This is a genomic window from Shewanella sp. ISTPL2, assembly GCF_013283205.1.
Classification (GTDB): domain Bacteria; phylum Pseudomonadota; class Gammaproteobacteria; order Enterobacterales; family Shewanellaceae; genus Shewanella; species Shewanella oncorhynchi.
In genome coordinates this window covers 111,853-128,845 of record NZ_JAAPAV010000001.1, presented here as the reverse complement: position 1 = coordinate 128,845, position 16,993 = coordinate 111,853, and the positions used below count along the sequence as shown (strand labels likewise).

The following is a 16,993-nucleotide window of genomic DNA, read 5'->3' as shown; positions in this document are numbered from 1 at the left end:
TGCAGAGTTTATTAACCCCACTCTGCAGTCAAATTCATGCCTCCTATAATAAGTCACCTAAATTAGGTTATTAGTATGAGTAAATCAGAAAATAAAATTGGCGTCGTCCAATTAACTATTATCACCATAGTCAACATGATGGGTTCGGGCATTATTATGCTGCCAACCCAATTAGCTCAAGTCGGTACTATCTCCATTTTATCTTGGTTAGTAACAGCAGCAGGGTCAACGGCCCTCGCCTTCGCCTTTGCTAAGTGCGGTATGTTCAGTAAAAAATCCGGTGGTATGGGCGGTTATGCCGAGTATGCCTTCGGCCGTTCAGGCAACTTTATGGCCAACTACACCTATGCCGTCTCGCTGTTAATCGCCAACGTCGCGATTGCCATCTCTGCCGTGGGTTACGCAGCCGTGTTGCTCGAAGTTAACTTAAGCCCGATGGCAATTTGTCTTGCGACCATTGGCGTACTTTGGTTGGCAACCATTGCTAACTTCGGTGGTGCCCGCATCACGGGTCGCGTCAGTAGCGTGACTGTGTGGGGGATTATTCTGCCTGTGATTGGCGTATCTTTAATTGGTTGGTTCTGGTTTGACATCGACCTCTATAAAGGCGCATGGAACCCGCATGATATGCCATTCTTCAAAGCGTTAGGCGGTTCTATCGCTATGACTTTGTGGGCGTTCCTCGGTTTAGAATCGGCCTGTGCAAACTCAGAAGCCGTCGATAACCCAGAAAAAAACGTACCTATCGCCGTTATGGGCGGTACCTTAGGTGCAGCAGTGATTTATATCGTTTCCACTAACGTCATTGCCGGTATTGTGCCAAATGCCGAGCTTGCCATGTCGAATGCGCCATTCGGTTTAGCCTTTGCACAAATGTTTAATCCAGTAGTCGGTAAAATCGTGATGGCCTGCGCCATTATCTCCTGTACTGGATCACTCTTAGGTTGGCAGTTCACTATTGCCCAAGTGTTTAAAGCCTCTGCTGATGAAGGATTTTTTCCTAAAATATTCTCTAAAGTTAGTAAAGCCGATGCGCCAATTTGGGGCATGACTATTATCGTCTCGATCCAAACAGCATTATCGCTGATGACCATTAGCCCATCACTGAGCAAACAGTTCGAAGCACTCGTTAACCTCGCCGTCGTCACCAACATTGTGCCTTATATCTTATCTATGGCCGCGCTTGGCATAATGCAAAGACAGCAAAAAGTGCCTATCAATAAAGCCCGCGTTGCCAACGTGATCGCCGTAATCGGTGCGTTATATAGCTTCTATGCTCTGTACAGCTCAGGCGAAACCGCAGTGATGCTTGGCGCCATAGCCACCTTCTTCGGTTGGACTATTTTCGGCGTGATCTCAAACCAAGCGCCTGTTGCCGACACACGTCCAGCCTAAATACGGCTAACGCATGATCGGAAACAATTAATACCAACATCCACATCAAGACTAACGATAACTCTGGGATCATAGGCCAAGCCTATGATCCCCTGGAGAATACTTGCTCATTATCGGGGGATTTATGAATAAGACTTGTCTCGCTTTAGTGTTACCTATGCTATTAACGGCCACCAGCAGTCAGGCGGTTGAACTCTATAAAGATCAAAAAAACACATTAAATTTAACAGGTTGGTTAGGGTTTGCAGCATTAAATGACAGCCACGATACTTCAGTTATCGACGACTCGTCACGCCTAAGATTCAGCTTCGAACGGAGCGAGAAAAATGGCTGGACCGCTTTTGCTACCACAGAATGGGGGATCAACATGGTCTCCAGCGACGATGGGCTAGTGATGCAAGGGGGCAAACTCGCCGCCGAAAAAACCGATGATTTTCTCTATAACCGCTTAGGTTATGTTGGCATGTCCCATGATACATGGGGCAACCTGAGTTTCGGTAAACAATGGGGCGCCTATTACGATGTCGCAGGCACTACAGATTTACCGAACGTATTTGCAGGTTACAGCGTTGGCGCTTACACCTTCGGTGATGGCAGCCTCACAGGTACAGGCCGTGCCGATTCCGCCTTCATTTACCGTAATAATTTAGGCCCAGTACAAATCGCCCTGCAATATGCCGCCAAAACCAATGGTAATGTCAGCCTAAAGAACGATGACGGTAGCGAGATGACCAACTCAGAACTGAGTTTTGACAGCAGCTACGGCGCCAGTATCACTTATGCGGTAACCGATAAATTTAAGCTACTCGCAGGTTTTAACCGCGGCGATTTTGAAGGCCACTTAGGCAATACCCAAGTCGATGAAACCAATGAAATTGTCGGCATTGGTGCCATGTATGGTGACTACTATCACTATGCCGAAGGACGTGAGGCCAACGGTCTCTATGTGGGCTTTAACGCTCACAAAAGTAAAAATAATGAACTGGTCAACGGCGAGCTCTACGACGCCACTGGTGCCGAGTTGATGACGGCCTATCAATTCGACAACGGTTTTGTGCCTATGGTTGTACTCAGTTATTTAGATTTAGACACAGATGTAGCTACGCCTATTCAAGGTCAATGGACTCGCCAATTTGCCATGCTGGGGCTGCATTATCGCTACAGTAACGACACTGTGATGTTTGCCGAGATGAAGCTAGATTTCAGTGATATGGATGATCCTGCACTCGAAGCACAGGAAGACAACAGCTTCGCAGTGGGGATCAACTACTTTTTTTAGGACTAAAGGAGATGTTAGCTAAGGTTTCTAAAGCGCTCATTCTACTTTGGCATTGCTTAGTCGCATGAAGCAGGACGATTTTGAGTAACAGTCTTTAGTGACAGTTCTAATCACATGTTGAGTTAAATCATGTTTAGCAGGATAGGCAGCTCGCGTCATCGCTCATATGCGTGAGCTTATTTGAGGCTGAGGTGCGGCGCACGTTCCGTCTACAAACGCTCGCCGTAACGCTCATTGGATGGTACCGCTGGCTTACCATTATCTCTACGCCACTCCAAGTTAGTTTCTGGAGTGGCTTTTTTTCTAAAAAATTGAGCGGTTTAAGCTGATGTGCATTACGACTTTGCGCTTGACTTCAATGGCCAACGTTGACCTTACCCTTCGCCATTTATCGCATTAATACAGCGTTGTACGACTTCTTCGAAAGTGCCGTCTATGCTCACTTGGATAACGTCAGCTTCATCATTCGCGGGCATTTCCAGCGTGTCGAACTGACTCTTGAGTAGCTCAATCGGCATGAAGTGGGCTGTTCTGGCAAACATGCGTGTTTTGACTAATTCAAAATCTCCGTATAGATGAATGAACACCAGCTTGCTATTGTTCTGACGGATTAAGTCACGATACTGGCGACGCAGTGCAGAGCAGACAATAACCCCCTCTTCACCCTTTTGCTCAATGCTATACACAGCATCGTTGATGCGCTCAAGCCAAGGAGCACGATCGCTATCGTTGAGCGGTGAGCCAGATTTCATCTTGATAATATTGGCTCTAGGATGCAGATCATCACCATCAATAAATTTCGTCTCTAACGCCTTTGCTACCGCGGCACCAATCGAAGATTTGCCACAACTAGAGACGCCCATGAACACATAGCTATTACCTTTTTTTCTCTCAGTCACTTTGTTAACCTCATGCCAATTCTCGAATTTAGTCACTTCCCACTCTATCATATTACGGGTAACATGTTACCGGTAACCTACAAAAATGTGGACAACTTAACTAACAAGGAAAAGTCCTCTTATGTCTGATATGTCATTGATTCTGACAGCACTGGGTTCAATTGCCCTGCTACTGTTCTTAGTGATGAAAGTGAGATTACATGCAGTAGTATCACTGATACTGGTGTCGATCATTGCCGGCCTTTTCTCTGGTATGAACCCAGCTGATATTACCAATACGATTCAACAAGGTATGGGGGGAACACTGGGCTTTGTGGCGGTAGTGGTCGCTTTGGGAGCCATGTTTGGCCGGGTAATGGAAGAGACTGGCGCGCTAGATCAGATAGCCCATACACTGCTGAATAAATTTGGTAACGACAAAGCTCACTGGGCCATGACCTTTACAGGCTTTATCTGTGCACTCCCCCTCTTCTTCGATGTTGCTGTGGTACTGCTGATTGGCATCGCCTTTGCCGTGGTTCGTAAAGGGGGCGGCAGTGTCGTTAAAATTGGTATTTCACTGCTCGCGGGTATTGCCACTTGTCAGGCATTTCTCATCCCTGCACCAGGGCCTATTTTGGTTGCTTCCCAGCTCAATGCCGACTTTGGCTACATGATAGTCTTCGGTTTATTGGCATCGATTCCGGCGATGATTCTAGGCGGCCCGCTCTTTGCCAGCCTCATCTCCCAAAAAGTCCATGTTGAGCTGCCTGCCCACGAGCAGCAGGAAAAAGGTGAACGAGAAGGCGGACCGATCCCCTCATTCGCGCTATCAATCAGTATTGTGGTGTTCCCACTGCTGCTTATCGGTTTAAAGACAGTGGTGTCACGCTTTATTGATGAAAAATCCGATCTGCATAATTGGCTCGCCTTGATAGGTCATCCCTTCACCGCCATTTTGCTAGCCTGTTTAATCGCATTCTATGTACTGGGCGTGAGACGCAATATTCCCAATGAGCGCATCATGGAAATCTGTAGCAGTGCGTTACAACCTGCTGGGATCATTATTCTCGTCACCGGTGCTGGCGGCGTGTTTAAGCAAGTGTTGATCGATTCGGGTGTCGGCGATGCATTGGGGAATATGTTGGCAGGTTCGGGATTACCGATTGTAATACTGGCATTTATTTTGTCGGCGTCGGTGCGCGTGATCCAAGGGTCGGCCACTGTGGCCATGTTAACGGCTTGCGGCCTTATCATCCCAATACTTGAACCACTAAACTTAGATGGGGCTCAATTGGCGGCAATTACGATTGCCATTGGCGGTGGTTCGATTGTGCTCTCGCACGTCAATGATTCAGGCTTCTGGCTCGCTAACCGTTTTCTTGGATTATCAGAAAAACAAACACTGCAAACTTGGACTGTAATGGAGACCATTATCGGCACGACGGGCGGCATAGTTGCAGTCATCATCTCTGCGTTTCTCTAACGATAACCTGTGATGACAAACATAAGTCGTTAAGCGAAAGAACGAGGGGAAGTCTACAGTGTTTCCCCTAAATCAATACGATAGCCCAGGTCGATAACCGATTCTGCTATCTCTTTGCCATTTAACCTGTCTAATAGCTCAGTAGCAGCAATTCGACCAATCTCTTTTCTCGGCGTAATAATGCTCGCCAATTTTGGCGTCATAGATTGGCCAATATCATGGCCATGAAACCCTGCAACGCCAATTTGTTCAGGGATCTTGATGCCTTGTCTTTGACACTCAAATATCACCCCCGCCGCTAAATCATCGTTGGTGCAGAAAAAACTATCCACATAAGGATATTTCGCTAATGTTTGTTGCAATAACGACGCCCCCAAGGAAAACGACGAGGCCTCATTTGTGGTCATCGCCAAAGATGTAAGCCGAGCTTGCTGCATCGCTAACTCGTAGCCTCGCATCTTAAGCTGAGTGCGAATATCCATGCGCGCGCCTAGGTAGGCTATGTGGCGATAGCCTTGTGCAATCATGGCCTTAACCATTTCGCATGCGGCCGCTGTGTTATCGAAACCCACACACTGTTGAATCGAAGGCGACACGCTATCCATCATTTCGATGACCGGAATGCCTGCCGTTTCAATCATTCGCACGGTACGCGGCGTGTGGTAACTTTCGGACAAGAGTAAGCCATCGATATTGTAAGAGAGCAGTGATGCCACCCGCTCTTCTTCTAATTCGGCCTGATACCCATAGTGAGCCAGCATGGTTTGATAACCGCGTTTGCCGGTCACATTCTCGATACCGCGCAGCACTTCAGCAAATACTTGGTTGGTTAACGAAGGCACTAACACGCCAATAGCGCGGCTGGTTGCTTGCGCTAAAATTTCCGGCGCGCGATTAGGAATATAACCTAAGGTTTCTAGTGCGACAGCAATCTTCTCTTGAGTGCTTTGCGCCACCCTTGTTGGATTTTTTAAATAGCGACTCACCGTCATTTTGGTGACCCCAACTTGATCGGCAACGTCTTGAAGACTGGGTCTACGCTTTTTATTCATAATATCTAATGTTAGTTAACGAACCGCGGATATGGGTGAGATGTATAGCTAAAATATCGAATATAAACAAATAGTAGACATAAACATCAGACAGGGATCTTATAATAGTTCGCCCAGCGATACCAGTTGAGGACTATTTTAGCGGAATGACCATGCTAGCTAGGCCACTCCAAACCATATCTGGAGCAGCCTTTAAACATTATTTGTGATGGCGAAAAGTGTTACTTAGCCTGTTGGCGACCCTGAGAGGGCTTTCCTGCAGATTTGCCACCCGTTTTTGATGGGCTTCCGCCTTTAGCACTGCTGTTCGCTTGAGCGCCGCCGGCCTTAAAACCAGACTGGCCGAAGGGCGCCTTCGCTCCCGGACGGCTCGAATGGACTCCACTGGGTTTAGATCCCGTTGGCTTAGCGCCATTCGCTGCTGGTTTTCCGCCTTTAGCAGCGGGTTTTGACTCAGCACCAGCCTGAGCTTGCGCGCCGCCTTTAGCTGCACTTTTAGATTTACCGTCGCCCTTGCGGTCATCAAACTGATTGCCCGAGAAGCGAGTAAAGGCTTTTTGGCCTTGGTTGGCATCTTTCATCCACTTAGGTCCGCGCTCATTTCGACCTTCTGGCGGCACTAACTGATGCGGACTATTACCGATCAAGTCTTCACGCCCCATGGCGGTTAAGCCTTCACGGATTAATGGCCAACCCGCAGGATCGTGATAACGGAGCAATGCTTTGTGCAAGCGACGTTGGCGCCCTTTCTTCGGCACCGATACCACTTCGCTGGTGTGCTTAACGTTTTTCAGCGAGTTTAACTCGGTATGATAAATCGTGGTCGCATTCGCCATCGGTGACGGATAAAAGTTCTGTACTTGGTCGAGCTTGAACTTACGCTCCTTCAACCACAACGCTAAGTTCACCATGTCTTCGTCGGTCGTGCCTGGATGCGCCGAAATAAAGTAAGGGATCAGGAACTGCTCTTTACCCGCTTCCTTAGAAAACTTGTCGAACAATTCTTTAAACTTATCGTAGGCGCCCATGCCGGGCTTCATCATCTTGCTGAGCGGACCTTCTTCGGTATGCTCAGGGGCGATTTTTAAGTAGCCGCCCACATGGTGCTGCACTAACTCTTTAACGTAGGCCGGATCTTCGATCGCCAAGTCGTAACGCACGCCAGAGGCAATCAATACTTTCTTGATGCCAGGTACGGCACGTGCCGCACGATATAGGTCGATAGTGTGTTTATGATCTGTGCCTAAGTGGCCGCAAATCGATGGAAACACACAAGAAAGACGACGACAGGTTTTTTCAGCCTTTTCGCTGGTACAACCTAAACGATACATGTTGGCGGTTGGGCCGCCTAAATCGGAAATCACCCCAGTAAAGCCTGGCACTTTTTCCTGAATATCTTTGATTTCTTTAACAATCGACTCTTGTGAGCGACTCTGAATGATTCGACCTTCATGCTCGGTAATCGAGCAGAAAGAACAGCCACCAAAGCAACCACGCATGATGTTGATAGACGTCTTGATCATGTCGTAGGCAGGGATTTTTTCCTTGCCATAGATAGGATGAGGAATGCGCTGATAGGGTAAATCGAATACGGCATCCATCTCATCGGTATTGAGCGGCCATGCGGGCGGATTCACCCAAACGGCGCGGTCGCCATGGGGTTGAAATAACGCACGGGCACAACCTGGGTTTTGCTCTTGGTGCAAAATCCGTGAAGCATGGGCATATAAATATTTGTCTTCAGAGACTTTTTCAAACGCTGGCAGCAGCACATAGGTTTTATCCCATGGCTTAGGTTTAGGCGGTTGAACGCTAATAGGCTTAGGGGCTTCGTTATCGAAAATTTTCACATCCGACGGGCCAGACAAGTTAGCACAACCCACATCATCGGCGCCGTAAGGATTCGGCAGCGGCTCTATCTTGTGCAGTTGGTCAATCTTGCGCGAGTCCATACCGCGCCATTCGGGCAGTGGCTCTTTACGGATAACAGCTGTGCCACGCACATCGTGCAACGAGCTTATCGGTTCACCGGCGGCTAAGCGGCGTGCCACTTCAACTAAAGGACGCTCGGCGTTGCCGTACATCAAAATGTCGGCCTTGGCATCGAAAATCACACTGCGACGCACTTTGTCCGACCAATAATCGTAATGGGCGATGCGGCGTAAACTGGCTTCGATACCACCAATAATCACAGGCACATCTTTAAAGGCTTCTTTACAACGCTGGGTGTACACAGTCACGGCGCGATCTGGGCGCTTACCACCAATATCCCCCGCAGTATAAGCATCGTCGGAGCGTAAACGACGGTCGGCAGTGTAACGGTTGATCATCGAATCCATGTTACCGGCGGTGACGCCAAAAAACAGATTCGGGCGGCCCAATTGCATAAAGGCGTCTTTGCTCGACCAATCTGGCTGGGAAATAATCCCAACTCGGTAACCCTGAGCCTCTAACATACGGCCGATCACCGCCATGCCAAAGCTTGGGTGATCCACATAAGCGTCGCCTGTGACTATGATGATGTCACAGCTATCCCAACCAAGCTTATCCATCTCCTTGCGAGACATAGGTAAGAAAGGCGCAGTGCTGTCGCCCGTGGCCCAATACTTGGGATGACTAAAGAGTGTGGATTCAACTTGCATGGATTGTGACCCGAAAACGTAATGTCGAATAAAGGCGCCACGAAAATAAGTTACGCCAATTTAGGGACGCGGAGTATAGCAGGGAATGGAGGATAAATGCGATTAAAAAAACACCAATCGAGGCATTTTCAGGGGTATTTGAGCCAGAAGCGTAATACCCCTAAATCCGCTATGGATATGGCTTAGGGCGGAATTGACCGCCCAAACCTGCGAGCCTAGAGACCCTTTCCTAAACCTTGAGCAAAATGCAACAAATTCACCAACGCCAAACTGATAATCACTAGCCAAGTGAGCAATACGCCCCAAAAACGACCAAAATGGTAACCACCTTGGCCTTGAGTTAAGCCAATAGCATGGAGTAAGCGCGCCACTATCCACACGGTCCCCAAACAGTGTAAATAAAATGCAGGCAAGCCACCCGCTTCGGCCACCAGCATTAAAATCAATACGATAGGCGCATTTTCGATCAGGTTAACATGCACTCGATTAGCCAAAGCTAAGGTGCTGTTACCACCATCGCCTAGGCCGATTTTCTGACCTCGCCTTAATTTCACTACTCGATAAGCCAAAGCGACAATTAATAGCCCTGTGAGGCTAGCGTAAAGACCCGTTACCATCAAAGACATGCCTATTTCCCCTTATCAAAAAGCTGACTATAGCCCGAGCTGCAAAAAATCAGCAATTTATTTGTATTAAGGTTAAAAGCCATTAACCTTTTATAGACAAGATAGGTTAATATGCGCGCGTCATTCCCTACAACTTTTTATACAGTGAATACCCCGATTGGATAACGACGAGTTTATCGAAAAACGCAGATTTATCATAAAGCTAGGCAAAGCCTTGCATAAGTTTGGCACACCCGCTTATCGTCTAGAAACCCACTTACAAACCGTTGCTCGCACCTTAGGTATCGAAGGCTATTTCCTTATTTCTCCGACGTCGATGACCTTCGTTTTGCAACATGATACCGATCAAGAATATAACCATGCCGCTCGCGTTAAGCCCGGTGAACTCGATTTAGGTTCACTCGCCCGCACCGATGAATTGGTCGATGAGTTAACCTCAGGTAAACGCACTTTGGCCGAGGCCTTAGATCGCTTAGAAGAAATTGCCAATAAACCCAATCCCTATGGCCCTGTATTAACTTGCTTTTCTTTTGGAACTTCTGCCGCCGCTTTCGCTATGCTGATGGGCACGGGTTGGAACGATGTATTTTGGTCAGGATTATTAGGCTTATTCGTCTATGGCTTGGTATACCGTGCCGAACGCTCGGCCCGCATGGCCGAAGTGCTCGAACCCTTCGCCACTATCCTTTGCGCCATCGCAGCCTGTGGCATAGCGCGTATCGATCCAAATATTAATATCCCAGTAGTGATCCTCTCCTCCATTATTATTTTTATTCCCGGCTTAGCCTTAACCTTAGGTTTAGCCGAACTCGCCGCACGGGATTTAATTTCTGGCACGGCGCGCATCATGGATGCGAGCATGCAATTATTTAAGCTGTACTTTGGCGCAGTGCTCGGCATGGCAATCGGTAAAGCTATGTTCGGCGAAGCGATTCACATAGAACCTGAGGGTTTACCTCGCTGGGCAATTTGGTCGGCGGTTCCGATTCTATCTATGGCGCTGGTTTTTATTTTCAAAGCAAGGATGCAAGATTCGCCTTGGGGCGTATTGGCTGGGATAGTGGCGTTTTTCTCAGCCATGCTCGGCGGACATTATTTTGGTGATTCGGTGGGGATCTTCTTTGGTGCCTTAGCAGTAGGAATTTATTCTAACCTCTTCGCCCGCTGGATGAAGGCGCCAGCCTCCATCGCCCTGTTGCAGGGAATAGTGATCTTAGTCCCCGGCAGTAAAACCTATATCGGACTCAATGCACTGATCTCAGGAGAGACCATGCTCAATCAGTCGCACATAGGCTCGCAAATCTTTTTGATTTTTATGTCGCTGATTGCGGGGCTCATCTTTGCTAACGTCGCTGTCCCACCTAGGCGTACACTGTAACAATCGCTAATCCGGCTGGAGCCCGCGCCCAGCCGCTACCTCAAGATAATCTTAAGCTAACCTTAAGTAAAATAAGAAACTTATTAAAATGTTTCCTTGACTAACACTCGTTTTCCATGTGTTATTAAATTGTGAATTGCAACGTGAAATTGTTTTCGCTGCAGTCGTCGATTTCATGGGAGTGGCCTTTTATGCAGAAATTTTTTCAGTATGCATGCATCCTATCTTGTTGTGTTGGCAACCTAATCAGGATTGCCCAAGCAGAAGAGGCTAAGCTCGCCGATCCCGCAAACCAAGATCAAACCAAACAAAAAGTCAGCAAGATTGTGGTGGCCAATAACCCCATTTTTGATGAGTCAGATCCCGATGCTTTTTTCATTCACCGCTGGGCTAACGCCCTGCATATCAATACCAAAGAATATGTGGTTCTCGATAATCTAACCTTCAGCGAAAATGATACTGTCACACAAAAAGATCTCGACGAATCCCAACGACTTTTGCGGGCAATGCCTTACATTCGCGATGCGAAAATTTATATCGCAGAAAAAGATCCCCAAGCCGATGTCGATCCATCCGTTGAGTCCGTGGTGGTGGAGACCTGGGATAATTGGTCATTATTACCGACAGCGAGTTTGAGTAGTTCAGGTGGCGACACCCGTTACTCCTTCGGGCTCAAAGAAGACAACTTGCTTGGAACGGGGATCCGCACTCGACTTAAATATCAATCCAATGAATCCCGGAATGGCTATAAATTTGCTTTCGAAGCTCCGCTCAGCATTATTGAACACGGCACAGTTGCCGCTGAGTTCTACAACAATAGCGACGGCCAAGCTAAACACGTTTATGTGAGTAAGCCCTTCTATTCCCTCAATACGAGTACCATGTATTCGGCGGAGTTTTTAGACGATAACCGTACAGATACCCTCAGACAAAATGGGCAAGAGGTGAATGAGTTCACACACACAGTCGACTATCTCAATCTGCAATATGGCTGGTTAATTAATAAAAACAGTCAGCACCTTTCTCGCTTTATTACTGGTGTCACCCAAGACAAGCACGAGTTTGCCCATTCTGAGCGCTATCCTACGTCCATGCTCCCTCAAGACAGGGACTTTATGTACCCTTGGGTCGCGTACGAGTTTATCGAAGATGATTTCCACGTACTGAATAATGTTCACCTGATCACCAATAATGAAGACTTTAACTTAGGTTGGCATCACTATGTGCAATTCGGCATAGAAACCAATGATATAGGTGATAATAATCCCTTAGGCTACCACGTTAACTGGCAAAGCACTGGCGGGTATAAGTTTAACGATCAACTGTGGCTGTTAGAAATGGGGGGAACAAGCACTATCGGCACCACTCAAAAAGATACTTATAAGGTCGATGTTCAAGCCGAATACTTCTATCAAATTCATCCTAAGTGGACGGCTTATGGCAAAGCTTGGGCTAGCCTTTCACAGAACACTTATCTGGATCTAACAAAAGGATTAGGGGATGAAACTGGCGTGCGCGGTTATCCAAACGAATACCAACAAGGGGATAATCAGTGGTTACTGACCGCCGAGATACGCAACTACCCCAATATCAACTTATACCAACTGGCTGAATTAGGCTGGGCAGTCTTTGCCGATCTGGGTCAAGCTTCCGGCGGCCAACTCGCCGAGAATAACGAAGTCAGCGGTCCACTGGGTAGCATAGGCATAGGCGCGCGGATTTATTCCTCTCGATCCAGCTATGGCAACGTAGCCCATATTGATTTTTCACTCCCTTATACGGGCGGCGAGTCAGTAAACAGCTGGGAATGGCGATTCCTAGTGAAAAGCAGTTTTTAAACTAAGGTACATAATAATCGTATGAACTATGTACTTTTTAAGACAATCTTTGGCGCCTTGTGGCCTAAAATAATCCTGACGCTATCTGCCTGACCTCCTGTTCAACCCTCTGTACCAGAGAAGCGTCTGCCAATATGGGAGAACCGCAATTAAAGGGAGGTTTAGGATCATATTCAAACAATAACTGCAGTGTTTTAGCCTGTTGTTCACCCTCTATATTGGCAATGAGTGCCAAAGCAAAATCGAGCCCTGCAGTAATACCGCCGCCACTGATCCGATTACGGTCAATCACAATACGTTTATTTTCAAAAGTAATTTGAGGATATTGTGCCAATACTGAAGCATAAGCCCAGTGAGTGGTCGTGCGATAACCATTAAGTAAACCTGTTGCTGCAAGAATCAAGGCACCAGTGCATACAGATGTAATGTATTGCGCTTGCTCCCCCTTGCGTTTTAAGAAAGAAATGACTTTCTCATCCTGTATTTGCGCCAAAGGATTTGCGCTCCCAGGCACTAAAAGGATATCTATCGGCGGACAATTATCGAAATCGTAATTAGGTTGTAAGTTAACGCCCGCATCACAGGGTAATAGCATGCTGGTTTTCGCAAAAGTGAAAGTTTCAAAAGATGGCACAAAGGCTAAAAACTGTAGTGGCCCATAGGCATCGAGCATCGTCATGCCGGGATAAAGAAAAATACCTACTCTTAATTTGTGTTTGATTGGATAATTTGTTTTATCACTTTGAGCAGCTTCAATATTTTCACTCATCACAGATTCTCCATCGGTAGTGACAATTTCATATTTCAGGTAACACTGTCATTGCAGTTAACCCTATGACCGTCACTATAAAGCCCATTATTCCTAACCATCAGGCACAAACCCGCCCGCATGTTTCAAATGGTACACCTGAGCCTATCTGTTCCACTTAAGCAAAAATCACAACACAAGAGCCATTGAGGCTAAGGTATAATCACACGCCTAAACTGAGTTGAATTTAAAGTGGGATCCAATATGCACACAAAGCACTGCATGCACATAGCGAAAAGCCCGCGGGCTGTGCTCAAGGTTCTCCACGCTTTTAAGGAAATGCTGAAACAGCAAGATTATCGTGATATTGCAGTGGCAGATATTGCCTACAAAGCCGATGTCGGACGTACGACGTTTTATCGCTACTTCAAGCGTAAGCTGGATATTCTTATTGCACTCCATCAAAATATTTTTGAAAATATCTTTGAAGATCTACAGTCAACCGAAGACTGGCTTTCAACTAATACACCCCCCTCATTGGAAAAACTGCTTATTACTTTTAGCCGAAACAGCATGTTTCGCCGTTCCATGTCATTTAGACTAGGTAGCGACCTCGATGCAGCAACTAAACAATTACAAACTAAACTTGTGCAACATATCGAAAATAAATTGATCAACACCTTCAACACTGACGAATTTATTATCCCAAGCCACACGTTGGCCCACAGCATAGCCGCTCTTTATTTAAGCCAAATTCAACAACTTATTGCCAGCCCTCATCCCTGTCCTACACAACAAGCCAAGTACTTACATCTGCTTACGCGGGGTATCATTTTAGCGGCGTTAACGAAAAGAAACGCATATCTAAACCAATGAAAGTAATCATGGTAAAAGTTACGGCGTTTAAATAATGATCAAACAATTAGCTTGGTAATCCAACGCAGGCCAAAGGTGCTACGCAGTAGTTTTACAGTACTGTTGTGGCGCAGCTGAAACAGACAGCCAAGGCTAAAACTGACGATTAAACCTGGTGTCGACCCTATAAAATCACGACTGCTTTGCGCTAATTGTCGTTTCCTCATCAGTAACAAATCATGCTGCAACTGGCCTTGTTCCGTCAGCACTGTCAGCTGCAACTGCTGTTTTTTAAGTAACTGTTGAATTAGCATACTCGCGCCCCCTATTTTTGATGTCCCGACTCTCGAGTCGAGAACAAAAGCTGTAATTGCTGCCAAGTCTTCGAAAAGCCCGTTTGTGACAACACATAGCCAAGACTACGCCAACACCAAAGCAATAAAACAAACTGTAGTACCACCAAAGCGCTCACAGTGGCTAATAACGAACCACTCAATTGAAACAGCATATAGCCCAACAGCAATAAAATACTGCCCCAGAATAACGTAATGCCAGTACCAAAACAGACGACTAAAGCCGCAGCGATAATCAGGCTACGCCCTGTTAACCGCCATTCTGCCGTTGCTATTTTCCCGGCCAACTGCAACTGCTCGAGATAGGCTTGCTTCACTGAACTGCTAAGAATAGCTATTTCAGCCAGTTGCTCAATTGCCTGATCAATAACGTTATGCTGGGCAGCAGCGGATGCTGTCTGCCCAGTTTTAGCGGTTTGCGCACTATGCTGGACGGGCCTTTGTTCTGGCGCCTCTGACCTTGCACGGTTTTGCATAAATCCACCTTAGCGACGGCGCAGCAAGGCCGTTAATACCACCCCGGCGGCAAACGCAATCCCAGCAGTAGCCAATGGATTTTGCGCTGCCAACTCACGGGTTTTGCTATAAGAACTTTGCAGTTGTAATTTGATTTCCTCCTGCTTGAGCGCCAGAGTTTCCTGTGAGCTAGCTGCCGTTTTACGCAAAGTGTCTTCTGCAACAGCGGCTTTCTCTGCCACTGCGTCAACGGCATGGTGCGTCACTTCAGTTGCTTTCGCTGTTGTGGGTGAATTTAAAGCACTGCTATCTTTACTGTTAGTTTGTTCTGCTACGCTTTTTGAACTGGCCATAGAAAGCCTCCTTGGTGAACACTGTGCAATGCAACAAGATGCTGCACTTTGCGTACAAACCAATGCAATGGCTATACCAAACAATATAATTTCATAAAAACAAAAGGTTATAACTCTACCATTTCTATTAACCCTCCCAGTTAACGGTAGATGTTACCTGCATTGAGTAATTTTTACCTGCGACGAAGAAAGACTGGAAATGGCTGTAATGGCGGCTAAACTGAAAGCTAAATAAGCGATAGACGGGATGTACAGGAGAACGAGCTAACTCTGATTTTTTAATGAGTTAATCAAATAAAATTGATCATTACCGTATAAATTAAAAAACAAAAAGCCCGTTTGTCATTACGACAAACGGGCTTTTTGTTGAATGAGGTGAGTTGGCCGATAAGCCGGGTCCTGTCTTGGACAGTCATTCATCTAGGCCTGCAATCGCTCACAGGCTCAAGCGACCTACCCGGTTCCAACGCGAGCCACGCCATACGGAACCCTATTTGGTCTTGCTCCGGGTGGAGTTTACCTTGCTACGAACTATTGCTAGCCGCACGGTGCGCTCTTACCGCACCCTTTCACCCTTACCGACCTGATAAATCAGGCAGGCGGTCTACTCTCTGTTGCACTTGTCGTCGGTTCGCACCGCCCAGGCGTTACCTGGCACCCCGCTCTTTGGAGCCCGGACTTTCCTCCCCGTTCTTGCGAACGCGGCGACTGTCTGGCCAACTCGGCGCGGATTATAGCCTAAGCCACCCTGATGCACCACAGATAATCCGCTCGTAACCGTTTTAGCGCTTATAAATCAGACTCTAGGCCGTATTTGTACAGAGCGTTCTTTTTAAGTCCATGAATTTGCGCGGCAATTGCTGCGGCTTTCTTCAATGGCAATTCCTCACATAAGAGTTTGAGCGTATTAATGGCGACGGTGGGAATTGCTTCGTCATCACTCAAATGGTAGCCATGCACCATAAGCACGATTTCCCCCTTCTGCTGATTCAGGTCAGTACTTACGGTGGCAAGCACCTCTGAGACAGGACCAGATAAAAAAGTTTCGAAGGTTTTGGTTACTTCACGCGCCATGACGACATGGCGTTCGCCACCAAGCACTTCAACCATAGTCGTTAGACTGTGCTCGATGCGGTGGGGTGATTCATAAAATATCAGCGTGCGCGGATCTTCTTTCAATGCCAATAACTTATCAGCGCGGGCTTTTTCTTTAGAGGGCAGAAAACCTTCGAAAGAAAAACGGTCCGATGGCAAACCCGAGGCGCTCAGGGCAGTAATTGCCGCGCAAGGGCCGGGCAAAGGGATCACATTAAACCCAGATTGGCGCACATGAGAGACCAAGTGATAACCCGGATCGGAAATCAGCGGGGTACCCGCATCTGAAATTAATGCAATTGACAACCCAGCTGCAAGCTGATCGACAATCCACTGGGCACGAGCACGCTCGTTATGATCATGCAGCGCCGTAGTTTTTGTAGTAATACCAAAGTGGCTCAATAACTTACCGCTGTGGCGAGTATCTTCACAGGCGATCAATGAAACCTGATTCAGCACCTCTATTGCCCGTGAGCTCATATCGCCCAAATTACCTATGGGAGTAGGAACTATGTAGAGTGCGACGCTTTGGTCCATATATACCTCTGTAATGACAGTG

15 protein-coding genes and 1 other RNA gene are annotated in these 16,993 nt (G+C 47.1%); 6 read left to right on the top strand and 10 right to left on the bottom strand.

Annotated elements, in window-relative coordinates:
- Nucleotides 1-75 precede the first annotated feature (75 nt).
- Together potE and HUB64_RS00600 are read left to right on the top strand one after the other, a co-directional pair.
- On the top strand, nucleotides 76-1,395 hold the full coding sequence (potE, locus tag HUB64_RS00605) for a putrescine-ornithine antiporter (RefSeq protein ID WP_105250509.1): 1,320 nt from the start codon (nucleotides 76-78) through the stop codon (nucleotides 1,393-1,395).
- Nucleotides 1,396-1,519: 124 nt separating this feature from the next.
- A complete protein-coding gene (locus tag HUB64_RS00600; RefSeq protein ID WP_173496142.1) occupies nucleotides 1,520-2,674 on the top strand; it encodes a porin in 1,155 nt (384 codons plus the stop codon).
- 374 nt (nucleotides 2,675-3,048) lie between these two features.
- Here HUB64_RS00600 and HUB64_RS00595 read toward each other — a convergent pair whose 3' ends face one another.
- Complete coding sequence (locus HUB64_RS00595; protein WP_173496141.1) at nucleotides 3,049-3,609, bottom strand: gluconokinase; 561 nt, start codon at nucleotides 3,607-3,609, stop codon at nucleotides 3,049-3,051.
- Nucleotides 3,610-3,694: 85 nt separating this feature from the next.
- On the opposite strand from HUB64_RS00595, the gene gntU reads away from it, so the two are divergent.
- Nucleotides 3,695-5,038 (top strand): gluconate transporter, encoded by a 1,344-nt coding sequence (gntU, locus tag HUB64_RS00590; RefSeq protein ID WP_105250511.1) that lies wholly within the window; start codon nucleotides 3,695-3,697, stop codon nucleotides 5,036-5,038.
- A 53-nt stretch (nucleotides 5,039-5,091) separates the two neighbouring features.
- On the opposite strand, the gene gntR is transcribed toward gntU, so the two are convergent.
- The 3 genes from gntR to HUB64_RS00575 all read right to left on the bottom strand — a co-directional run bounded on the left by gntR (nucleotide 5,092) and on the right by HUB64_RS00575 (nucleotide 9,358).
- The gene (gene gntR / locus HUB64_RS00585) at nucleotides 5,092-6,090 is read right to left on the bottom strand and encodes a gluconate operon transcriptional repressor GntR (protein WP_173496140.1); all 999 of its coding nucleotides are present in this window, start codon (nucleotides 6,088-6,090) and stop codon (nucleotides 5,092-5,094) included.
- A 221-nt stretch (nucleotides 6,091-6,311) separates the two neighbouring features.
- The gene (locus HUB64_RS00580; RefSeq protein WP_173496139.1) at nucleotides 6,312-8,732 is read right to left on the bottom strand and encodes a YgiQ family radical SAM protein; all 2,421 of its coding nucleotides are present in this window, start codon (nucleotides 8,730-8,732) and stop codon (nucleotides 6,312-6,314) included.
- Between the two features lie 215 nt (nucleotides 8,733-8,947).
- Nucleotides 8,948-9,358, bottom strand: a complete 411-nt coding sequence (locus tag HUB64_RS00575; RefSeq protein ID WP_173496138.1) for an MAPEG family protein — start codon at nucleotides 9,356-9,358, stop codon at nucleotides 8,948-8,950.
- A 157-nt stretch (nucleotides 9,359-9,515) separates the two neighbouring features.
- Here HUB64_RS00575 and HUB64_RS00570 point away from each other — a divergent pair, with 157 nt between their 5' ends.
- Together HUB64_RS00570 and HUB64_RS00565 are read left to right on the top strand one after the other, a co-directional pair.
- A complete protein-coding gene (locus HUB64_RS00570; protein ID WP_105250515.1) occupies nucleotides 9,516-10,736 on the top strand; it encodes a threonine/serine exporter ThrE family protein in 1,221 nt (406 codons plus the stop codon).
- A 191-nt stretch (nucleotides 10,737-10,927) separates the two neighbouring features.
- Nucleotides 10,928-12,574 (top strand): hypothetical protein, encoded by a 1,647-nt coding sequence (locus tag HUB64_RS00565; protein ID WP_173496137.1) that lies wholly within the window; start codon nucleotides 10,928-10,930, stop codon nucleotides 12,572-12,574.
- A 64-nt stretch (nucleotides 12,575-12,638) separates the two neighbouring features.
- Here HUB64_RS00565 and HUB64_RS00560 read toward each other — a convergent pair whose 3' ends face one another.
- Nucleotides 12,639-13,343, bottom strand: a complete 705-nt coding sequence (locus HUB64_RS00560; protein ID WP_173496136.1) for a DJ-1/PfpI family protein — start codon at nucleotides 13,341-13,343, stop codon at nucleotides 12,639-12,641.
- Nucleotides 13,344-13,586: 243 nt separating this feature from the next.
- On the opposite strand from HUB64_RS00560, the gene HUB64_RS00555 reads away from it, so the two are divergent.
- Entirely contained in the window at nucleotides 13,587-14,198 is a 612-nt protein-coding gene (locus tag HUB64_RS00555; protein ID WP_173496135.1) for a TetR/AcrR family transcriptional regulator, read from the top strand.
- A gap of 38 nt (nucleotides 14,199-14,236) precedes the next feature.
- Here HUB64_RS00555 and HUB64_RS00550 read toward each other — a convergent pair whose 3' ends face one another.
- The 5 genes from HUB64_RS00550 to rsmI all read right to left on the bottom strand — a co-directional run bounded on the left by HUB64_RS00550 (nucleotide 14,237) and on the right by rsmI (nucleotide 16,971).
- On the bottom strand, nucleotides 14,237-14,491 hold the full coding sequence (locus tag HUB64_RS00550) for a hypothetical protein (RefSeq protein WP_011791060.1): 255 nt from the start codon (nucleotides 14,489-14,491) through the stop codon (nucleotides 14,237-14,239).
- A gap of 11 nt (nucleotides 14,492-14,502) precedes the next feature.
- Nucleotides 14,503-15,006 carry a hypothetical protein gene (locus HUB64_RS00545; RefSeq protein ID WP_173496134.1) on the bottom strand — a complete coding sequence of 168 codons (504 nt, stop codon included), beginning with the start codon at nucleotides 15,004-15,006 and terminating at the stop codon, nucleotides 14,503-14,505.
- A 9-nt stretch (nucleotides 15,007-15,015) separates the two neighbouring features.
- A complete protein-coding gene (locus HUB64_RS00540) occupies nucleotides 15,016-15,339 on the bottom strand; it encodes a DUF883 C-terminal domain-containing protein (protein WP_011920188.1) in 324 nt (107 codons plus the stop codon).
- 372 nt (nucleotides 15,340-15,711) lie between these two features.
- An RNA gene (gene rnpB, locus HUB64_RS00535) (RNase P RNA component class A) lies at nucleotides 15,712-16,063 on the bottom strand.
- Between the two features lie 65 nt (nucleotides 16,064-16,128).
- The gene (rsmI, locus tag HUB64_RS00530; RefSeq protein ID WP_113941448.1) at nucleotides 16,129-16,971 is read right to left on the bottom strand and encodes a 16S rRNA (cytidine(1402)-2'-O)-methyltransferase; all 843 of its coding nucleotides are present in this window, start codon (nucleotides 16,969-16,971) and stop codon (nucleotides 16,129-16,131) included.
- Nucleotides 16,972-16,993: the final 22 nt, after the last annotated feature.

Coding starts and splice junctions, on each gene's coding strand:
- potE (WP_105250509.1), top strand. CDS start 76: ATGAGTAAATCAGAAAATAAAATTGGCGTCGTCCAATTAACTATTATC.
- HUB64_RS00600 (WP_173496142.1), top strand. CDS start 1,520: ATGAATAAGACTTGTCTCGCTTTAGTGTTACCTATGCTATTAACGGCC.
- gntU (WP_105250511.1), top strand. CDS start 3,695: ATGTCTGATATGTCATTGATTCTGACAGCACTGGGTTCAATTGCCCTG.
- gntR (WP_173496140.1), bottom strand. CDS start 6,090: ATGAATAAAAAGCGTAGACCCAGTCTTCAAGACGTTGCCGATCAAGTT.
- HUB64_RS00580 (WP_173496139.1), bottom strand. CDS start 8,732: ATGCAAGTTGAATCCACACTCTTTAGTCATCCCAAGTATTGGGCCACG.
- HUB64_RS00575 (WP_173496138.1), bottom strand. CDS start 9,358: ATGTCTTTGATGGTAACGGGTCTTTACGCTAGCCTCACAGGGCTATTA.
- HUB64_RS00565 (WP_173496137.1), top strand. CDS start 10,928: ATGCAGAAATTTTTTCAGTATGCATGCATCCTATCTTGTTGTGTTGGC.
- HUB64_RS00560 (WP_173496136.1), bottom strand. CDS start 13,343: ATGAGTGAAAATATTGAAGCTGCTCAAAGTGATAAAACAAATTATCCA.
- HUB64_RS00555 (WP_173496135.1), top strand. CDS start 13,587: ATGCACACAAAGCACTGCATGCACATAGCGAAAAGCCCGCGGGCTGTG.
- HUB64_RS00550 (WP_011791060.1), bottom strand. CDS start 14,491: ATGCTAATTCAACAGTTACTTAAAAAACAGCAGTTGCAGCTGACAGTG.
- HUB64_RS00545 (WP_173496134.1), bottom strand. CDS start 15,006: ATGCAAAACCGTGCAAGGTCAGAGGCGCCAGAACAAAGGCCCGTCCAG.
- HUB64_RS00540 (WP_011920188.1), bottom strand. CDS start 15,339: ATGGCCAGTTCAAAAAGCGTAGCAGAACAAACTAACAGTAAAGATAGC.
- rsmI (WP_113941448.1), bottom strand. CDS start 16,971: ATGGACCAAAGCGTCGCACTCTACATAGTTCCTACTCCCATAGGTAAT.